This is a genomic window from Amnibacterium endophyticum (assembly GCF_042680685.1).
Taxonomy (GTDB): domain Bacteria; phylum Actinomycetota; class Actinomycetes; order Actinomycetales; family Microbacteriaceae; genus Amnibacterium; species Amnibacterium endophyticum.
Genome location: NZ_JBHUEA010000014.1, coordinates 18,501 through 34,961 on the forward strand (window position 1 = coordinate 18,501; position 16,461 = coordinate 34,961).

Annotated in this window: 17 protein-coding genes and 1 riboswitch; of the genes, 8 read left to right on the top strand and 9 right to left on the bottom strand. The window is 76.3% G+C overall.

The features are described 5' to 3' along the window. The first annotated feature begins 96 nt into the window (after positions 1–96). Positions 97–1,101: a LacI family DNA-binding transcriptional regulator gene (locus tag ACFSBI_RS09960; protein ID WP_377934506.1), complete on the top strand. Its 1,005-nt coding sequence runs from the start codon at positions 97–99 to the stop codon at positions 1,099–1,101. Positions 1,102–1,183: 82 nt separating this feature from the next. Beyond that, positions 1,184–2,551: an NAD-dependent succinate-semialdehyde dehydrogenase gene (locus ACFSBI_RS09965; protein WP_377934507.1), complete on the top strand. Its 1,368-nt coding sequence runs from the start codon at positions 1,184–1,186 to the stop codon at positions 2,549–2,551. A gap of 43 nt (positions 2,552–2,594) precedes the next feature. On the opposite strand, the gene ribH is transcribed toward ACFSBI_RS09965, so the two are convergent. The 5 genes from ribH to ACFSBI_RS09990 all read right to left on the bottom strand — a co-directional run bounded on the left by ribH (position 2,595) and on the right by ACFSBI_RS09990 (position 7,343). Further along, positions 2,595–3,074, bottom strand: a complete 480-nt coding sequence (gene ribH / locus ACFSBI_RS09970; protein WP_377934509.1) for a 6,7-dimethyl-8-ribityllumazine synthase — start codon at positions 3,072–3,074, stop codon at positions 2,595–2,597. Then, complete coding sequence (ribA, locus tag ACFSBI_RS09975) at positions 3,071–4,336, bottom strand: GTP cyclohydrolase II (RefSeq protein ID WP_377934511.1); 1,266 nt, start codon at positions 4,334–4,336, stop codon at positions 3,071–3,073. Before ribA ends, ribH begins: the two co-directional genes overlap by 4 nt. Beyond that, the gene (locus ACFSBI_RS09980) at positions 4,336–4,971 is read right to left on the bottom strand and encodes a riboflavin synthase (protein WP_377934513.1); all 636 of its coding nucleotides are present in this window, start codon (positions 4,969–4,971) and stop codon (positions 4,336–4,338) included. The genes ribA and ACFSBI_RS09980 overlap by 1 nt, the downstream gene beginning before the upstream one ends. A 3-nt stretch (positions 4,972–4,974) precedes the next feature. Then, the gene (gene ribD / locus ACFSBI_RS09985) at positions 4,975–5,967 is read right to left on the bottom strand and encodes a bifunctional diaminohydroxyphosphoribosylaminopyrimidine deaminase/5-amino-6-(5-phosphoribosylamino)uracil reductase RibD (RefSeq protein ID WP_377934645.1); all 993 of its coding nucleotides are present in this window, start codon (positions 5,965–5,967) and stop codon (positions 4,975–4,977) included. A 120-nt stretch (positions 5,968–6,087) separates the two neighbouring features. Further along, a riboswitch (FMN riboswitch) is annotated at positions 6,088–6,222 on the bottom strand. Between the two features lie 74 nt (positions 6,223–6,296). Next, complete coding sequence (locus tag ACFSBI_RS09990; protein WP_377934515.1) at positions 6,297–7,343, bottom strand: GAF domain-containing protein; 1,047 nt, start codon at positions 7,341–7,343, stop codon at positions 6,297–6,299. 187 nt (positions 7,344–7,530) lie between these two features. On the opposite strand from ACFSBI_RS09990, the gene ACFSBI_RS09995 reads away from it, so the two are divergent. Beyond that, complete coding sequence (locus tag ACFSBI_RS09995; RefSeq protein ID WP_377934516.1) at positions 7,531–8,256, top strand: SDR family NAD(P)-dependent oxidoreductase; 726 nt, start codon at positions 7,531–7,533, stop codon at positions 8,254–8,256. A 46-nt stretch (positions 8,257–8,302) separates the two neighbouring features. Here ACFSBI_RS09995 and ACFSBI_RS10000 read toward each other — a convergent pair whose 3' ends face one another. Beyond that, positions 8,303–9,340: a histidinol-phosphate transaminase gene (locus ACFSBI_RS10000; protein ID WP_377934647.1), complete on the bottom strand. Its 1,038-nt coding sequence runs from the start codon at positions 9,338–9,340 to the stop codon at positions 8,303–8,305. Between the two features lie 61 nt (positions 9,341–9,401). On the opposite strand from ACFSBI_RS10000, the gene ACFSBI_RS10005 reads away from it, so the two are divergent. From ACFSBI_RS10005 to ACFSBI_RS10015, 3 genes are read left to right on the top strand one after another with little or no spacing between them, the layout of a single operon-like run. After that, positions 9,402–10,718, top strand: a complete 1,317-nt coding sequence (locus ACFSBI_RS10005) for a GNAT family N-acetyltransferase (RefSeq protein ID WP_377934518.1) — start codon at positions 9,402–9,404, stop codon at positions 10,716–10,718. 21 nt (positions 10,719–10,739) lie between these two features. Continuing rightward, the gene (locus tag ACFSBI_RS10010; protein WP_377934520.1) at positions 10,740–11,402 is read left to right on the top strand and encodes a response regulator transcription factor; all 663 of its coding nucleotides are present in this window, start codon (positions 10,740–10,742) and stop codon (positions 11,400–11,402) included. Continuing rightward, on the top strand, positions 11,399–12,379 hold the full coding sequence (locus ACFSBI_RS10015; protein ID WP_377934522.1) for a sensor histidine kinase: 981 nt from the start codon (positions 11,399–11,401) through the stop codon (positions 12,377–12,379). The genes ACFSBI_RS10010 and ACFSBI_RS10015 overlap by 4 nt, the downstream gene beginning before the upstream one ends. Here the strand turns inward: ACFSBI_RS10015 and ACFSBI_RS10020 are convergent. Further along, positions 12,336–13,100: a COG4705 family protein gene (locus tag ACFSBI_RS10020; RefSeq protein WP_377934524.1), complete on the bottom strand. Its 765-nt coding sequence runs from the start codon at positions 13,098–13,100 to the stop codon at positions 12,336–12,338. The genes ACFSBI_RS10015 and ACFSBI_RS10020 overlap by 44 nt on opposite strands. Before the next feature lie 64 nt (positions 13,101–13,164). Then, complete coding sequence (locus ACFSBI_RS10025; protein WP_377934525.1) at positions 13,165–13,893, bottom strand: SDR family NAD(P)-dependent oxidoreductase; 729 nt, start codon at positions 13,891–13,893, stop codon at positions 13,165–13,167. 139 nt (positions 13,894–14,032) lie between these two features. On the opposite strand from ACFSBI_RS10025, the gene ACFSBI_RS10030 reads away from it, so the two are divergent. Beyond that, positions 14,033–15,142 carry a spore photoproduct lyase family protein gene (locus ACFSBI_RS10030; RefSeq protein WP_377934527.1) on the top strand — a complete coding sequence of 370 codons (1,110 nt, stop codon included), beginning with the start codon at positions 14,033–14,035 and terminating at the stop codon, positions 15,140–15,142. After that, the gene (locus tag ACFSBI_RS10035; RefSeq protein ID WP_377934529.1) at positions 15,139–15,612 is read left to right on the top strand and encodes an HAD domain-containing protein; all 474 of its coding nucleotides are present in this window, start codon (positions 15,139–15,141) and stop codon (positions 15,610–15,612) included. Before ACFSBI_RS10030 ends, ACFSBI_RS10035 begins: the two co-directional genes overlap by 4 nt. A gap of 107 nt (positions 15,613–15,719) precedes the next feature. On the opposite strand, the gene ACFSBI_RS10040 is transcribed toward ACFSBI_RS10035, so the two are convergent. Continuing rightward, complete coding sequence (locus ACFSBI_RS10040; RefSeq protein ID WP_377934531.1) at positions 15,720–16,430, bottom strand: glycosyltransferase family protein; 711 nt, start codon at positions 16,428–16,430, stop codon at positions 15,720–15,722. Between the last annotated feature and the right edge of the window lie 31 nt (positions 16,431–16,461).

Consider the following 16,461-nt stretch of genomic DNA (forward strand, 5'->3'; position numbering starts at 1 on the left):
CGGCGGCGGCGCAGGAGGTCGGCGGGAGCGTCCCTCCGGAAGCGCTTGCGGGGCAACCCGGCGCGCCGCGCGGGTTCCATCGTGGGAACATCGGGTGTGACGGCGACGATCCGTGACGTGGCGCGGGCGGCCGGGGTCTCCGAGGCGACCGTCTCCCGCGCGCTGCGGCGCCTGCCGCACGTGGCGCCGGCGACCGCCCAGCGCATCGAGGCGGCCGCGGCCGCGCTCGGCTTCACGCCGTCGGACAGCGCCGCCGCGCTCGCGACCGGGCGCACCCGCCTGGTCTCGGTCGTCGTGCCGAGCGTCGTCTCGTGGTTCTACGGCTCCGTGCTCGAGGGCGTCGACGCGACGCTGCGGGCGGCGGGGTTCAGCGCCGCCCTGATCGATCTGGCGCAGGCGGACGGGGTGCGCCGCCGGCTGACGGCGCGGGAGCTGCGCTCCGCCCGCCCGATCGGGCACGTCGTCGTCGGGTTCGAGCTCGACGCGGCCGAGCAGGCGCTGCTGCGGGAGGCGTCGGCGCCGATCGTGACGGTCGGCGCGCGGATCGAGGGGGTGCCGGGCATCGGCATCCCGGAGGAGCGTGCGGCCGAGATGGTGGTGGAGCACCTCGCGGCGCTCGGCCACCGCCGGATCGGGCACGTGGGCGCGGACCGCGAGGAGGGCATGAACCCGGCCGTCGGCGCGGCCCGGCGGGCCGCCTGGGCCGCCGCGGTGGCGCGGCTCGGTCTCGAGTCGCGGCCCGAGTGGTTCGGGTCGGGCGCCTTCCGGATCGAGGCGAGCCGCGACGCGGCGCTCGCGATGCTCGGAGCGGCCGACCGGCCGACCGCGGTCTTCGCCGCGTCCGACATCAGCGCCTTCGGGGTGCTGCTCGCCGCGCAGGCGCTCGGGCTGCGGGTGCCGGAGGACGTCTCGGTCGCCGGGATCGACGACCATCCGTTCGCCGCGGCGCACGACCTGACGACGGTGCGGCAGTCGCCGCGCGAGCAGGGGGAGCGGGCCGCCCTCGTGCTGCTGCGCGGCCTCGGGGTCGGCCGGGGCGCCGTGCCCGCCGCCACGCCGCTCGAGCTCGTGCAGCGCGCGTCGACGGCGCCGCCCGCCTGAGCCGCGGACCGGTCGCGGTCGGCCGGGCGCGGTACCGTCCGAGCACGCGCGGGGACGAGCCCGCGGTGGACGGGAGCGGTGCATGTCCGACTACGCGGTGACGAACCCGGCGACGCTCGAGCGGGTCGCCGAGTACCCGGGCGCGAGCGACGAGGACGTGCAGCGGGCGATCGCCGCCGCGGACGGCGCCTTCCGCCGGTGGGTGCCGACCACGGCGCCGGCGGACCGCGCCGCGCTCGTGCACGCGGTCGCGCGGCTGCACCGCGAGCGGCGGGAGGCGCTCGCCGACCTCGTCGTGCGCGAGATGGGCAAGCCCCGCGCGCAGGCGCTCGGCGAGGTCGACTTCGCGGCCGACATCTACGACTTCTACGCGGACCACGCCGACGAGGTCACGGGCGACACCCCGGTGGCGCACTTCGGCGGCGAGGGCGCCGCGGTGGTGCGCCGCAGCCCGCTCGGCCCGCTGCTCGGGATCATGCCGTGGAACTTCCCCTACTACCAGGTCGCCCGCTTCGCCGGCCCGAACGTCGTCGTCGGCAACACGATCCTCCTGAAGCACGCGCCGCAGTGCCCGGAGTCCGCCGCTGCGATCGAGGCCGTGTTCCGCGACGCGGGCGCTCCCGAGGGCGTCTACGTGAACGTGTACGCGTCGAACGAGCAGGCGGCGGCGATCATCGCGGACCCGCGGGTGCGCGGCGTCTCGCTGACCGGGTCCGAGCGCGCGGGCGCCGAGGTGGCCGCGGTCGCGGGGCGGCACCTGAAGAAGGTCGCGCTCGAGCTCGGCGGCTCCGACCCCTTCATCGTGCTGTCCACCGACGACCTCGACGCGACGGTGCGCGCGGGCGTCGACGCCCGGCTCGACAACAACGGGCAGTCCTGCAACGCCCCGAAGCGCTTCATCGTCGTCGACGACCTGTACGAGCCGTTCCTCGAGCGATTCACGAGCGTCTTCTCCGCGGTGACCCCGACCGACCCGACCGACGACGACGCGGAGCTCGGGCCGCTGTCCTCCCTCGCCGCCGCCGAGCGGCTGCAGGCGCAGGTCGACCGGGCCGTCGAGCAGGGCGCGACGGTCGTCGCCGGCGGGCGGCGCGACGGCGCGTTCTTCCCGCCGACGGTGCTGACCGGGGTCGAGCCCGGCACCGACGTGTACGGGCAGGAGCTGTTCGGGCCGGTCGCGATGGTGTTCAAGGTCGCGGATGAGGACGCGGCGGTCGCGCTCGCGAACGACACGGGCTACGGCCTCGGCTCGTACCTGTTCACGACCGACGCGGCGCAGGCGGACCGGGTCGCGGACCGCATCGAGGCGGGCATGGTCTACGTGAACCTCGTGCTCGCGGACGCGCCGGAGCTGCCGTTCGGCGGGGTGAAGCGCAGCGGCACCTCGCGCGAGCTCGGGATGCTCGCCGCCGACGAGTTCGTGAACCGCAAGCTGATCCGCACGGCCTGACGGGTCGGCGGCGCCGACCTCCGCCTCGCTTCCGGGGCGGGCGTCAGGCGTCGCGGATCGCCCGCAGCACGAGCGCGGTCCGCATCGCGGCGTCGGCGGCCTCGGCGCCCTTGTCCTCGTGCGAGCCGGGCAGCCCGGCTCGGTCGAGGCCCTGCTGCTCGTCGTCGAGGGTCAGCACGCCGAAGCCGACCGGCCGGCCGGTGTCGAGCGCGACCCGCGTGAGGCCGTCGGTCGCGGCCTTCGCCACGAAGTCGAAGTGCGGCGTGCCGCCGCGGATGATCACGCCGAGGGCGACGACGGCGTCCGCGCCGGCCTCGAGCGCCGCCTTCGCGACCACGGGCAGCTCGAAGCTGCCCGGCACCGCGTGCTCGACCGCGGTCGCGCCGGCCTCGGCGATCGTGCGGCGGGCGCCCTCCAGCAGCCCGCCGGCGATCACCGGGTGCCAGGTGCCGTGCACGATCGCGACGGTGAGGCCGCTCCCGTCGATCGGCGCGCCGCCCTGCTGCCGTCCTGCTCCGCTCATCCCGCCCTCCGTCCGGTGTCGACCGCGTGCGGGCGCCCGATGAGGTGCCCCATGCGGTCCCGCTTCGTCTCCAGGTACCGCTCGTTGGCCGCCCCGACGCCGACGACGAGCGGCTCCCGCGCCGCGATCCGCACCCCGTTCGCCTCGAGCTGGGCGATCTTGTCGGGGTTGTTCGTCAGCAGCCGCACCTCGTCGAAGCCGAGGTCGGCGAGGATCGCGGCGGCCGCCGCGTACTCGCGCCGGTCGACCGGCAGACCGAGCGCCAGGTTCGCGTCGAGCGTGTCGAGCCCGTCCTCCTGCAGCCGGTAGGCGCGCAGCTTGTCGATCAGGCCGATGCCGCGCCCCTCCTGGCCCCGCAGGTAGACGACGGCACCGCCCTGCTGCTGCACCGCGTCGAGCGCCGTGGCGAGCTGGGGGCCGCACTCGCACTGCACCGAGCCGAACGCCTCGCCGGTCAGGCACTCCGAGTGCACGCGCACGAGCGGCGGCAGCGTGCCGTCGCCGTCCGCGACGAGCGCGACGTGCTCGTCGCCGGTCAGCAGGTCCCGGTAGGCGCGGGTGCGGAAGACGCCGTGCGCGGTCCGCAGCGCCGTCTCCACCTCGAACCGCACGCGCGGCGCGGTGCCCGGCTCGGCGGCCTCGCCCGCCTCGACCGGGTGCGCGGCGAGGTGCGCCGCGATCGCGGCGACCGTCGTGACGGGCACGCCCTCCCGCTCGCCGAGCTCGAGCAGGCCCGGCAGCCTCGTCATGGTGCCGTCCGGCGAGGTGATCTCCGCGATCGCCGCGACCGGCGCGAGCCCGGCCAGGCGCATCAGATCGACCGCCGCCTCGGTGTGGCCGCCGCGCCGCCGCACCCCGCCCTCGACCGCGCGCAGCGGCAGGACGTGGCCCGGCCGCGTGACGACGGCGGGTGTCGCGCCCGGGTCGGCCAGCACGTTCAACGTGTGCGCCCGGTCCGCGGCGCTGATCCCCGTCGACAGCCGGTCCGCCGCGTCGACGCTCACCGTGTAGGCGGTGCCGCGCGGGTCCTGGTTGTCCCGCACCATCAGCGGCAGGTCGAGGCGGTCCGCGACCGCGTTCGGCATCGGGGCGCAGATGAACCCCGACGAGTGGGCGACGATCCACGCGATCGTCTCGGGCGTCGCGAGCGCGGCGGAGACGATCGCGTCGCCCTCGTTCTCGCGCTCCTCGTCGTCGGCCACGATCACGACGCGGCCCTCGCGGAGCGCCGCGACGACCTCCTCCACCGGTGCGAGCGGCATCACGCCACCCCTTCCTCCGCGGCCACGGCGGCGCGCGGGAATCCGAGCATGCGGGCGACGTGCCGGGCGAGCACGTCGGTCTCCAGGTTGACGCGGTCGCCGGGGGCGACCGCGCCGAGGGTCGTCGCGGTCAGGGTCTCGGGGATCAGGCTCACCTCGAACCAGTGGCCCGCCCCCTGCCCGACCGCGGAGACCGTCAGCGAGGTGCCGGCGACGGCGATCGACCCCTTGTCGACCACGAGCGGCGCGAGGTCGTCGGGCAGGGAGACGCGCACGACGCGCCACGATCCCTCGTCCCGCACCTCGAGCACGACCCCGACGCCGTCGACGTGGCCCTGGACGATGTGGCCGCCGAGCCGGTCGCCGACCTTCGCGGCCCGCTCCAGGTTGACGAGGTCGCCCTCCCCGAGGTCCGCGATGGCGCTGACCGCGAGGGTCTGCCCCATCACGTCGGCGGTGAAGCGGCCGGGGCCCTGGTCGACGACGGTCAGGCAGACGCCGCTGACCGCGATCGAGTCGCCGTGCCGGGCGTCCTCGGTCACGCGCGGCGCGTCGATGACGAGCCGCGCGCCGCCGTCGTCGGTGCGGGTCCAGCCGGTGATGCGGCCGAGCTCCTCGATGATGCCGGTGAACACTGCTCACTCCTCCTGGGCGGGACGGGCGACGACCAGCAGGTCGTCGCCGAGCCGGACGACGTCGCGGACCGCGAGCCGGCGCTGGTCGCCGATCGTCCGCACGCCGAGGTCGATGGTCGCGAGCCGGCCCCCGCCGAGCAGCGTCGGCCCGAGGTAGACGAGCACCTCGTCGACGAGGCCCGCGGCGAGGAAGGCCGACACCAGCGTCGGCCCGCCCTCGAGGAACGCGCTCGTGGCGCCCGCGTCCTCGACGGCGGCGAGCGCCTGCCTCGGGTCGCGGGACCGCACGGCGAGCAGGGGCTCGGGATGCCGGCGGAGGGCCGCGCCGGACGGCACGTCGCGGAGCCCGACGACCACGGGGCGGGGCTGGCGGGGCAGGAGCGCGTCGCCGTCGCGGGCGGTGAGCGCCGGGTCGTCGGCGAGCGCGGTGCCGGTGCCGACGAGGATCGCCCCGTGCTCGGCCCGCCGCCGGTGCACGTCGGCGCGCGCCTCGGGCCCGGTGATCCAGCGGCTCGAGCCGTCGTCCGCCGCGACGCGGCCGTCGAGGCTCGACGCCCACTTCGCGGTCACCCACGGCCGGCCGAGCGCGAGCGCCGCGGCCCACCGCTCGTTCAGCGCGGCGGCCTCCTCGGCGAGCACGCCGGTGCGGACCTCGACCCCCGCGGCGCGGAGCCGCCCGGCGCCGCCGGCCGCCAGCGGGTTCGGGTCGGGCTGCGCGAACACGACGCGGCGGACGCCCGCCTCGACGAGAGCGAGGGAGCAGGGTCCGGTCCGGCCCGTGTGGTCGCAGGGCTCGAGCGTGACGACGGCGGTGCCGCCTTCCGCCGCACCGGCCGGCACCCTCGACAGCGCGTCGGCCTCCGCGTGGGGCGTGCCCGCGCCGCGGTGCCAGCCCTCGGCGAGCACGTCGCCGTGGCGGTCGAGCAGCACGCAGCCGACGCGGGGGTTCGCGTCGCCGGCCGGGCCCCGCTGCGCCAGCTCGAGGGCGCGGCGCATCGCGCGCACGACGGGCGCGTCGGTGTCGACCGCGACGGCGTCCACGCGTCCCCTCCCGGATCGGGTGCTCCCGGGGTTCGCGGAACGGCTCCGCAGGGCGCCCCGGCGCGCGGGACGGCCCTCGTGCTTCTCCCATCCAGACTCTGACTGTCGGTCCCGGAGTTCCACCGGATCGGCCCGCGCCGCCGTTGCGGGCGACGCGGGTTCGCGGACTTTGACCGCCGGTTCGGACTTCCACCGACCCCGGAGCACGTGCTGCTGGCGCTGGAGTATAGTCCTGCCGCCTCGCACCGGACGTCCAGAGAACCGGCTGACGGCTCGGGACGCCGTCAGCGCAGCAGCGGGATCAGCTCCGCCTCGGCCAGCTGGGCGACGTCGCGCAGCAGCGCTTCGTCCCCGTCCTCGATCGGGTGCGGCTCGGTGTCGAAGACGCAGAGCACCCCGATCCGGAAGCCGCTCATCGACTCGATCGGGTGCGCGGCGTAGAACCGGATGGCGTCGGGGCCGCGCGTCTCGGGCACGCCGTCGAACCGCCGGTCCGCCTGGGTGTCCGGCACCAGCGTCGGGCCGCGCTGCTGCACCGCGAACTCGGAGAGGGTGTTGCGCATCGCATCGCTCGACCGGCCCGCGAACGCGAGGCTGTGCAGGCGCCCGCGGCTGACCAGGTTCACCTGCGCGTACGGGACGTCGAACGAGTTGCGGGCCAGCACCGCGACGCGCTGCAGGTCCGTCGTGACCCCGCCGACGGCCTCGAGCGACCGGTCGACGACGGCCTCCCGCTGCTGCTCGTCGTCCGGGTCGGGCTCCCGCGGCCGGTCCGGCAGCAGGCCGAGCACCTCCTCGGCGGTCGTCTCGGCGTCGAGGAGGCCGCCGGAGCGCCCGATCCGCGCGCTCACGAACGGCACGTCGAGCCCGTGCGCGACCAGCCGGTCGGCCACCCGCGCGGTGCGGGCGCGGGCGACGCGGTGCTCGCGGGCGCGGCCCTCCGGGTCCGCCAGCACGACGACGAGCCGCTCCTCGTCCCCGAGGTCGGACACGACGCGGGCGAGTGCCCGCTGCAGCAGCAGCATCCGCAGGCCCGTCGGCAGGCCGCCGACCACGATCACGACCGCGTCGTAGCGCCACAGCCGCCACGACGACAGCGCGCCGCCGATCGCGCTGAGGGAAGCGCCGAGGTCCCACAGCACGTCGACGTCGAGATCCCGGCGGTGCGCAGCGCCGGGGGCGCGCAGCAGCGCCCCGGGCAGGGCGCCCTGTGCGGGGCCGCCGCGCTCGGGCGGGGCCACATAGGCGGCGTCGCCGATCACGAGCAGCCTGCGGGAGGCGGCGTCGGAGCCCGAGAGACGGGCGATCTCGAAGCGCGCGACCTGCTCCACCCCACCGCCCTCCGGACCGGAAAGGTCGTAGCGTCGCACGGAGCGGGTGTGAAGCGGGTGGCAAACCGCCGATCGGGTCCCGCCCGGCGCGCTCCCTGCGGGCTCCGGGCGGGCGTCCGCCCCTCCTTCGCGCCGATGGCAGGATCGGTCCGCGAGCACGCGGAGGCGGTGCGGGGCGGGAGGGCCGATGGCGGGCTGGACGGTCGTGACGGGCGGCAGCCGGGGGATCGGCGCAGCGGTGGTGCGGCGGCTCGCCGCGAGCGGCCGGGACGTCGTCGTCGGCTACCGCCGCGACCGCGAGGCCGCGGAGGCGCGCGCCCGCGACGCCCGGGCGGCGGACGTGCACGCCGCGGTGCTGCAGGTCGACGTCGCCGACCCGGCCTCGGTCGACGCGCTGTTCGACGAGGCGGAGTCCTTCGGCCCGGTGGTCGGCGTCGTCGCGAACGCGGGCGCCGCGACGGTCACCGGGCGGCTCGAGGACGTGCCGGTGGAGGCGGTGCGCCGCGACCTCGACGTGCTGGTGCTCGGCACCCTGCTGACCCTGCGGCGCGGGGTGCCGGCGCTGCGCCGCGCGGGCGGCGGGGCGATGGTCGCGATCTCCTCCGGCGCGGCGACGCTCGGCAGCCCCGGCGAGTTCGTGCACTACGCGGCGGCGAAGGCCGCGGTCGACACGATGGTGCTGGGGCTCGGTCGCGAGCTCGCGGAGGACGGCATCCGCGTCAACGCCGTCGCGCCCGGGCTCGTCGAGACGGGCTTCCACCTGGACCCGGACCGTCCCGCCCGCATCGCTCCGACCGTCCCGATGCGCCGCGTGGGCGAGCCGCACGAGATCGCCGCGGCGGTCGCATGGCTGCTCTCCGCGGACGCGTCGTACACGACCGCGACCACCCTCCGCGTCGCCGGCGGCCGCTGACCCTTTTCATCTTGTAGGCAGATCTGGCCGCTCCGGCCAGATCTGCCTACAAGATGAAAACGGCAGCGGCGGCGAGCAGGCGCTCGACCGACTCGGGCTCGCCGATCGAGACGCGGATGCCGTCGCCCGGGAACGCCCGGGCGGTGATGCCGTGCGCGTGCAGCACGTCGTCCGCCTCCGCCGTCCGGTCGCCGAGCGGCAGCCAGACGAAGTTGCCCTGCGCGTCCGGCACGTCGAGGCCGAGCGCCCGCAGGCCCTCGACGACGCGGCTGCGCGTGTCGACGATGTGCTCGACGCGCTCGAGCAGCAGGTCCTCGTGCGCGAGCGCGACCGCGCCGGCCCGCTGCGCCTGACCGGTGACGGACAGGGGCACCGCGACCGCGCGGGCCGCGTCGAGCACCGCCTCCGGCCCGATCGCGTAGCCGAGCCGCAGCCCGGCGAGCCCCCACGCCTTCGAGAAGGTGCGGAGCACGACCAGGTTCGGCCAGCGGCGAAGCAGACGCGCGCCGTCGACCGCGGCCGGGTCACGCACGAACTCCGCGTACGCCTCGTCGAGCAGCACGAGCAGGTCCGGCGGCAGCCGCTCCATCAGCGCCTCGAACTCGTCGGCGCGCACCGCCGGCCCCGTCGGGTTGTTGGGGGAGCAGACCACGATCGCGCGCGTCGCGTCCGCCACCGCGTCCGCCATCGCGGCGAGGTCGTGCCGACCGTCGGCGGCGAGCGGGACCTGCACGCTGCGCCCGCCCGCGACCGTCACGAGCCCCGGGTACGCCTCGAACGACCGCCAGGCGTAGACGACCTCGCCGCCCGGCCCGCAGACCGCGAGCATGAACTGGCTGAGCAGCGCGACCGAGCCCGCGCCGAGGTGCACCTCCTCAGCCGTCACGCCGAAGCGCTCGGCCAGCTGCGCGCGCAGCTCCGGCCCGGTCGCGTCCGGGTAGCGGTTCACGGTCGCCGCGCTCGCGGCCTCCACGATCGCCGCCAGCGGCCCGAAGGGGTTCTCGTTCGACGACAGCTTGTACCCGTCCGACACGGCCGGGCGGCCCTGGCGGTAGGCGGGCAGCGCGGCGATCTCGGGGCGCATGCGGATCACGGCTCGACCCTATTCGGGTCGCTCCGGAGCGCGGGGTCCCTACGCTCGAGGGGTGGCTGCCGATCCGCTCACCCTGCCCGTCGACGATGAGGCGCAGGCGGCGCTCGCCGCGCACGGCCTCCGCATGGAGCTGCTCGACCCCGGCGACGACGCGCAGGTGCGCGCCTGGATGGAGGCGGACTCTCGGGGCTTCCACGACGCCGCCCCGGACGACGCGACGATCGAGCTCGTCAGCGGCGACTTCGCCGGCTCGCGCACCGTCGCCGTCCGCGACGACTCGCTGACCGACCCGCGCGTCCCCGTCGGGACGATCACCTCCTGGCCGGCCGCGATGACCGTGCCGGGCGGCGAGGTGACCGGCTGGGCGATCAGCGGCGTCACCGTCGCGCCCACGCACCGTCGCCGCGGGATCGCCCGGGCGATGGTCGACGCCGAGCTGCGCGCCGCCGTCGCGGCCGAGCTGCCGGTCGCGATCCTGACCGTGTCCGAGGCGACGATCTACACCCGGTACGGCTTCGGTCCCGCGGCGTGGACGGCCGCGCTCGAGGTGCAGGCGAAGCGCGCCGGCTGGCTGGGCGCCGAGACGCCGGGGCGCGTGCAGCTGGTCGAGCGCGCCACCGCGATGGAGACGGCCCGCGAGCTGCTGCCGGCCGCACGCCGCGCGACGCCCGGCGACGTGCAGGTCGTCGGCCACCGCTTCGACCGCCTGTTCGGCTCGCGGACGGACGAGCCGGAGCTGCGCCGCCGCCGCTTCGTCCGGTACGACGACGAGGACGGCGTGCCGCGCGGGCTCGCCGTGTACGTCGTCGGGGAGGAGGACCCGGCCGACTTCACCTCCCACGTCGTCGAGGTCCGGCACCTCGCCACCACCACGGACGACGCCTACCGGGCGCTCTGGCGCTACCTGCTCGAGCTCGACCTCGTCCGCACCGTCCGCGCGCCGCTGCGCAGCACGGACGAGCCGCTGCGCTGGCTCGTGCGCGACCAGCGCGCGATCCGCACGACCGAGCTGCGCGAGCACCTGTGGGTGCGGGTGCTCGACCCGGTCGCGGCCTTCTCCGCCCGCACCTACGGCGCGTCGGGGCGCCTCGCGCTGCGCGTCACGGACCCCGCCGGCTACGCGGACGGCTCCTTCGTGATCCACGCGACGGAGGGCTTCGCGCCGCGGGTCGCCCGGGCCGGTGCGGGCAGCGACGTCCCGACGCTCGAGCTGCCGGTCGACCTGCTCGGCTCGCTCTACCTCGGCGGGGTGTCCGCGGTCACGCTCGCCCGGGCGGGGCGCATCACGGAGGTGACGCCGGGCGCCGCGCTCGCCGCGGACCGCCTGCTGCGCGGCAGCGAGCCGCCGCTGCTCGCCACCTGGTTCTGACGGCTGGCAGGATCAGGCCCCATGTCCCGCCCGGCGCCGCTGCTGGTGATCGAGGACGACCCCGACCTCGGCCCGCTGCTCGTGTCCGCGCTGCAGCGGGACTGGGCGGTGCGGCTCGTGCGCGACGGCGAGTCCGGCCTCGCGCTCGGCCGGTCCGGCGACTGGGCGGCGATCGTGCTGGACCGCCGGCTGCCCGGCCTGGACGGGGTCGAGGTGGTGCGGGGGCTCCGCGCCGCGGGCGTCGCCACCCCGGTGCTGATGCTCACCGCGCTCGCCGCCGTCGCCGACCGGATCGACGGGCTCGACGCGGGCGCGGACGACTACCTGGTCAAGCCGTTCGACGTCGACGAGCTGGCGGCGCGCCTCCGCGCCCTCAGCCGCGTGCACGGCGCCGCCGAGACCCTGCATTACATCGGCGACTGGGAGTTCCGGCCCGAGAGCCGGCTGATCAACTCGCCGTACGAGGGGCGGAAGGTGCTGACCGCCACCGAGACCGAGCTGCTGCTGCTGCTCGTGCGGCACCGGGACGAGACCCTGTCCCGCGAGCGGATCCTCCGCGAGGTGTTCCCGGCCGGCGACAGCGTCGGCACGGTCGACACCTACGTGCACTACCTGCGGCGCAAGACGGAGCGGGACATCGTGACCACCGTCCGCGGCCGCGGCTACCGGCTCGGCCAGCCGTGACGCGGGTCGAGGACCCGGACGCGCGCTCGGTGCGGATCGCGGCCCGGCGCACGGGGATCGCGATCGCCGGGGTGTCCGCCGCGATCGTCGTCGGGATCCTCGGGCTCGCGGCCCTCTTCGTCGTCTACCAGTCCCGCCCGTCCGAGCTGCTCGAGCCGGCGGCGCCCGGCGAGACGAAGATCTACGTCGATTCGAAGGAGATGCTGCTCGCCCTCGCGGTGCTCGGCGCGCTCGCCGTCGCGGTCGTGGGCGTCGCGGCCTGGTGGATCAGCCGCCGCTCCGTCGCGCCGCTCGGGGCGGTGCTGCGGATGCAGCGCGCCTTCGTCGCCGATGCGAGCCACGAGCTGCGCACGCCGCTCGCGGTGCTCGACGTCCGGCTGCAGGGGGTGCAGGCGGCGCTCGACCGGGGCGACCCCGTCGGCGACGACCTGGGGGCCGCGCGCCGCGACGTCGGCGCGATGGCCGCGCTCGTCACCGACCTGCTGCTCGCCGCGGAGCAGCAGGCGGCCTCGGCCGACGAGGAGTGCGACCTGCGCCCGGCGGTGGAGGGGGCGACCGCGGACCTCGCCGCGCTCGCCGCGGAGCACGGGGTGCGGCTCGTCGCGGACGTGCGGAACGAGGCCCGCCTGCGGCTGCCGGAGGCGGCGCTGAAGCGCGCGGTCGTCGTGCTCGTCGACAACGCGGTGCAGCACTCCCCGGCCGGCGCCCGCGTGGAGGTCGAGGCCCGGGTCGTCGGGCGGCGCGCGGTCGTGCGGGTGCGCGACGAGGGCGACGGCATCCGCGGGATCGACGTCGACCGGCTCTTCGAGCGGTTCGCGCGCGGCGAGGCGATCCAGCGCCGCGGCTCGGGGCTCGGGCTCGCGCTGGTCCGCGACCTCGCGGTGCGGCACGGCGGCGAGATCGCGGTGGAGCGCACCTCGGCCGCCGGCACGGTCATGCGACTCGAGCTGCCCGTCGCCCGGCCCGCGCGGGCCTGACGGCCGTCGCGCCCACGAGCAGGGCGACCGCGACCAGCCCGACCGCGCTGACCGTGCCCGTGCCGAGACCGAGCCCGCCGCGCGCCGCGGGCGCCGCCGTCCAGTCGGCGAAGGACGCCCCGAGCGGCCGGGTCAGCACGTAGGCGGTCCAGAAGGTGAGGACGGCGTACCGGCGGGTGGTAGCGTGCACGATCCCGGGCACCGCGAAGAGGACGACGAGCAGCACGCCCGAGCCGAGGTAGCCGAGCCCGAGCGCGGCGAGCCAGTCGCCGACCGCGGTGCCGAGCGCGAAGGTCGCGAGCACGGCGGCCCAGTACCAGCACTCCCGCCGCAGCGTCGTGACGTCGTGCACCGACAGGTCGCGCTCGGACCACCACCAGAGCCCGAAGACGGCCGCGAGGGCGACGGCGAACCCGGCGCTCGACACCGCGTACGGCACGCCGAGCCCGACGTGCAGCACGTCCGCCGCCATCGTGCCGAACACCGCGACGGCCAAGGCGGCGGTCCAGTAGCGGACGGGGTGGAACCGCCGCGCCCGCAGCTGCACGACGAGCGCTGCGACCAGCACCAGCAGCGCGAGCGGCACCACGACCTCGGGCGCGAAGCGGCGGACGAGGAAGTCGGACGTCGTCTCGCCGGTGCCCGTGGTCAGCACCTTGATCACCCAGAAGGCCGCGCCGGGCGCGGCGACGCGGGAGGCGGGACGGGTCAGCGGCGGCATGCCGGGATCGTCGTGGCCGGCGGCCAAGGTTCCGCCAAGACGCGGGCGGCGTCTCCTGACCGGGTCAGATCGTCTCGCCGGTGCGGCGCTCGAGCGCCGCGAGCAGCTCGTCCTGGAACGCCTCGTCGGTCACGGCGGGTTCGGTCCGCGCCTCCGCGGAGTCCTTGAAGTAGCGGCCCGTCACCGTGGCGGCCGGATCGTCCGAGGTCGCGAGCCAGATCTGCGTCGCGCTGCCCTGATCGAGGTCGCCGGGAGCCGAGGAGCCGCCCATCCGCGTCGCGATCCAGCCCGGGTCCACCGCGTTCACGAGCACGTCGGGCTTTCGCCGCGCCACGGCGGCCGAGAGCGCCGCGTCGAGCAGCTTGCTGTCGCTGTAGGAGAGCGAGCCGCGTCCCTCGACCGGCCCGACGTCCGCCTTGCCGCCGTGATGGCTGCCGCTCGAGAGGTAGACGAGCCGGTCCGGGTCGGTCATCAGCGCGGTGAGCAGGTAGGGCGCGACGACGTTCACCGCGAGCAGCGCCTCACCGCCGGCGCCGCCGCCGACGCCCGCGTTGTGGATCACGGCGTCGAAGCGGCCCGAGTCGTTCGCGGCCGCGGCGAGCCCGCGCACCTGCTGCTCGTCCGCGAGGTCGCCGACCAGCACGTCCGCGGCGCCGGGCGCCGCCTCGCGGGTGTCGGCGGCGCGGGCGTCGCTGCGGGCGTGGAGGACGACCTCGTGGCCCTGCTCGATGAGCCGCTGCCCGACGGCGAGCCCCAGGCCGTCGGCGGATCCGGTGACGAAGACGCGTGCCATGCCCCCACCCTGCGCCTCCCGCCCTGGGCGTTCCGTTTCGAAGGTGATCCGGCGCAGCGTCCCGCGGGTGGCTCGACCTGCGGCGCCGGATCACCTTCGAAACGGAAGAGCGGCGACGAGCAGGGCGTTGTCGAAAGGGATGCCCGCACAGCTGCTCGACCGCCCCTCGCGCTCCACGGCCCCGCGCCTGTGGACGCCGAAGCACGTGCTCGTCACCCGCAGCGCGCAGGACGAGGCGCACACCGCCGAGATCCTGCGCCGCGTCGAGGCGGCCGGGGTGGAGGACGTCCGCCTGCTCACGGCCGACCGCCTGCCCACCGCGCCGAAGGGGGAGACGGAGCGCGAGGCGTACGCCCGGGCGAAGGCGACCATGGCGGTCGTCGTCGCGCCGCCGTCGATGCTGAAGCCGCAGCCGATCCCGCCGTCGGCCGACTGGCGGCTCGACCTGGCGCGCGGCTGCCCGGCGCACTGCCAGTACTGCTACCTGGCGGGCTCGCTCTCCGGCCCGCCCGTCACCCGCGTGCACGCGAACCTCGGGGCGGTGCTCGCCCCGATCCGGTCGCTCACCGGCAGCGGCTCGGTCACGACCGGCAGCGCGCACCGGGCCGGCGAGGGCACCACCTTCGAGCTCTCCTGCTACACCGACCCGCTCGGCATCGAGCACCTGACCGGCTCGCTCGCCACCGCGATCGCCGAGGTCGGCACGGGGGAGCACGGCGCCGGCGCATCCCTGCGGTTCACCACGAAGTTCGACGCGGTCGAGCCGCTGCTGGCGCTGCCGCACGGCCGGCGCACGCGGGTCCGCTTCTCGGTGAACGCGGCGGGCGTCGAGCGGTTCGAGGGCGGCACCGCCCGCATGCCGCAGCGGATCGCCGCCCTCGGCGCGCTCGCCCGGGCGGGCTACCCGGTCGGCCTCACCATCGCGCCGGTCATGCCCGTCGACGGGTGGCGGCAGGAGTACGGCCGCCTGCTCGACGACGTCGCCGAGGCGGTCGCCGACGTGCCGGACCTCGACCTGACCGCCGAGATCATCACCCACCGCTTCACGCCGGGCAGCAAGCAGGTCATCGAGGGCTGGTACCCGCGGACGAAGCTGGAGATGGACGAGACGCAGCGCGCGGCCAAGCGCTCCAAGTTCGGCGGCGTGAAGTACGTCTACCCGAAGGAGACGATGGCCGAGCTGCGCGGCTGGTTCGAGCGCGCGATGCCCGAGCGGCTGCCCGCGGCCCGGCTCCTCTACTGGACGTGAGCGCGTCGACGGGCGCCGTCGTCCTCCTCGACGTCGACGGCGTGGTGAACCCGCTGTGGCGCCCGGGCGCCGCCGCGACGCGGATGCGGATCGACGCCGCGGTCGGTGCGCGGGTGCGGCGCCTCGCCGGGCTCGCGGAGGTCGTGTGGGCGACGACCTGGGACGCGGGCACCCGCGCCACCATCACCGCGACCTTCGGGCTGCCCGCGTTCCGCGCCGCGACCGCGCAGGACCCCTTCGTCCGGCCCCTCAGCCCGAACCTGCCGGCGGTCTCGGCCTGGCTGACCGTGCACGAGCCGCCGGGCGGCTGGCGCGCGGTCGCCTGGATCGACGACGAGCTGGAGGGCGACGCCCGCGCGTGGGCCCGGGAGCAGCCGTTCCTCGTCCAGCTGGTACGCCCCGACCCCGTGCAGGGGCTCCAGGATGCGCACGTGGACCTCGTCGAGCAGTTCCTCGCCGCCGGCGCCTGAGTCGGGACGCAGGAGCGGCGGGCCGGGGTGGTCTCGAGTCCCTCGGCCGGGAACACCGGCCGTGGGGCCCATCGCTGCGCTCGCACCTCGACCAGCGGTGGGCGCGGTCAGGGCTCGTGGAAGGCGACCGCCGGGAACGACGGGCGGAACGAGGGCGCGGTCTCGTGGTTCTCGGCGGTGCCGTGCTGGCCGATCACGCCGATGTTCTGCACCCGGCTCGCCAGCGGCGCGACCGTCGTCAGGCGGTGCGCCGGCAGCACGCGGGTGTTGAGGTTCCAGTCCCACCCCGACTCGAACCCGGGGGAGTCGTTCCAGGTCGAGTAGTCGCGGTCCCACGTCGGCCCGATCAGCCCGTGCCACCGGTGCGCCCAGGTGCCCCAGAGCCACGGGATGAACGCCTCCGTGCGGTGCAGCAGCGCCGGGTCCGCGCCGGCCGCGGCCCGGCTGAAAGCGCAGACGACCGCGACGGCCGGGTCGTCGCGGTACGCGTCGGCGCAGTGCTCCAGCAGCCGCAGCACGTCGTCCGCGACGAGCAGGTCGTCCTCCGTGCGCGCGACGAAGCCGTAGCCGGCGTCGAACAGCGCCGACAGGTGGCGGTAGGGGTTCTCCGCGACGCCCAGCCGCCGCTCGTTCACCACGACCTCGGCGTCCGCGAACGGCAGCCCGGCGACGACGGCGAGCACCTCGTCCTGCACCTCGCTCGGCTCGACGGCGACCCGGAGGTGCCAGCCCGCGGCCGGCACCTCCGCCCAGCTCGCGACGACCTCGCGCAGCACGTCGAGGCGGTCGTGGACGGTCAGCAGCACGGCGCGACGCACGATGCGAAGTCTGCCGCGGCGCCCCTGCTCA

Bases quoted from the DNA above. Each gene is read 5' to 3' on its own strand.
- ACFSBI_RS09965 (WP_377934507.1), top strand. From the start codon at position 1,184: ATGTCCGACTACGCGGTGACGAACCCGGCGACGCTCGAGCGGGTCGCC.
- ribH (WP_377934509.1), bottom strand. From the start codon at position 3,074: ATGAGCGGAGCAGGACGGCAGCAGGGCGGCGCGCCGATCGACGGGAGC.
- ribA (WP_377934511.1), bottom strand. From the start codon at position 4,336: ATGCCGCTCGCACCGGTGGAGGAGGTCGTCGCGGCGCTCCGCGAGGGC.
- ribD (WP_377934645.1), bottom strand. From the start codon at position 5,967: ATGCGCCGCGCCCTCGAGCTGGCGCAGCGGGGCCCGGCCGGCGACGCG.
- ACFSBI_RS09995 (WP_377934516.1), top strand. From the start codon at position 7,531: ATGGCGGGCTGGACGGTCGTGACGGGCGGCAGCCGGGGGATCGGCGCA.
- ACFSBI_RS10000 (WP_377934647.1), bottom strand. From the start codon at position 9,340: ATGCGCCCCGAGATCGCCGCGCTGCCCGCCTACCGCCAGGGCCGCCCG.
- ACFSBI_RS10010 (WP_377934520.1), top strand. From the start codon at position 10,740: ATGTCCCGCCCGGCGCCGCTGCTGGTGATCGAGGACGACCCCGACCTC.
- ACFSBI_RS10020 (WP_377934524.1), bottom strand. From the start codon at position 13,100: ATGCCGCCGCTGACCCGTCCCGCCTCCCGCGTCGCCGCGCCCGGCGCG.
- ACFSBI_RS10025 (WP_377934525.1), bottom strand. From the start codon at position 13,893: ATGGCACGCGTCTTCGTCACCGGATCCGCCGACGGCCTGGGGCTCGCC.
- ACFSBI_RS10030 (WP_377934527.1), top strand. From the start codon at position 14,033: ATGCCCGCACAGCTGCTCGACCGCCCCTCGCGCTCCACGGCCCCGCGC.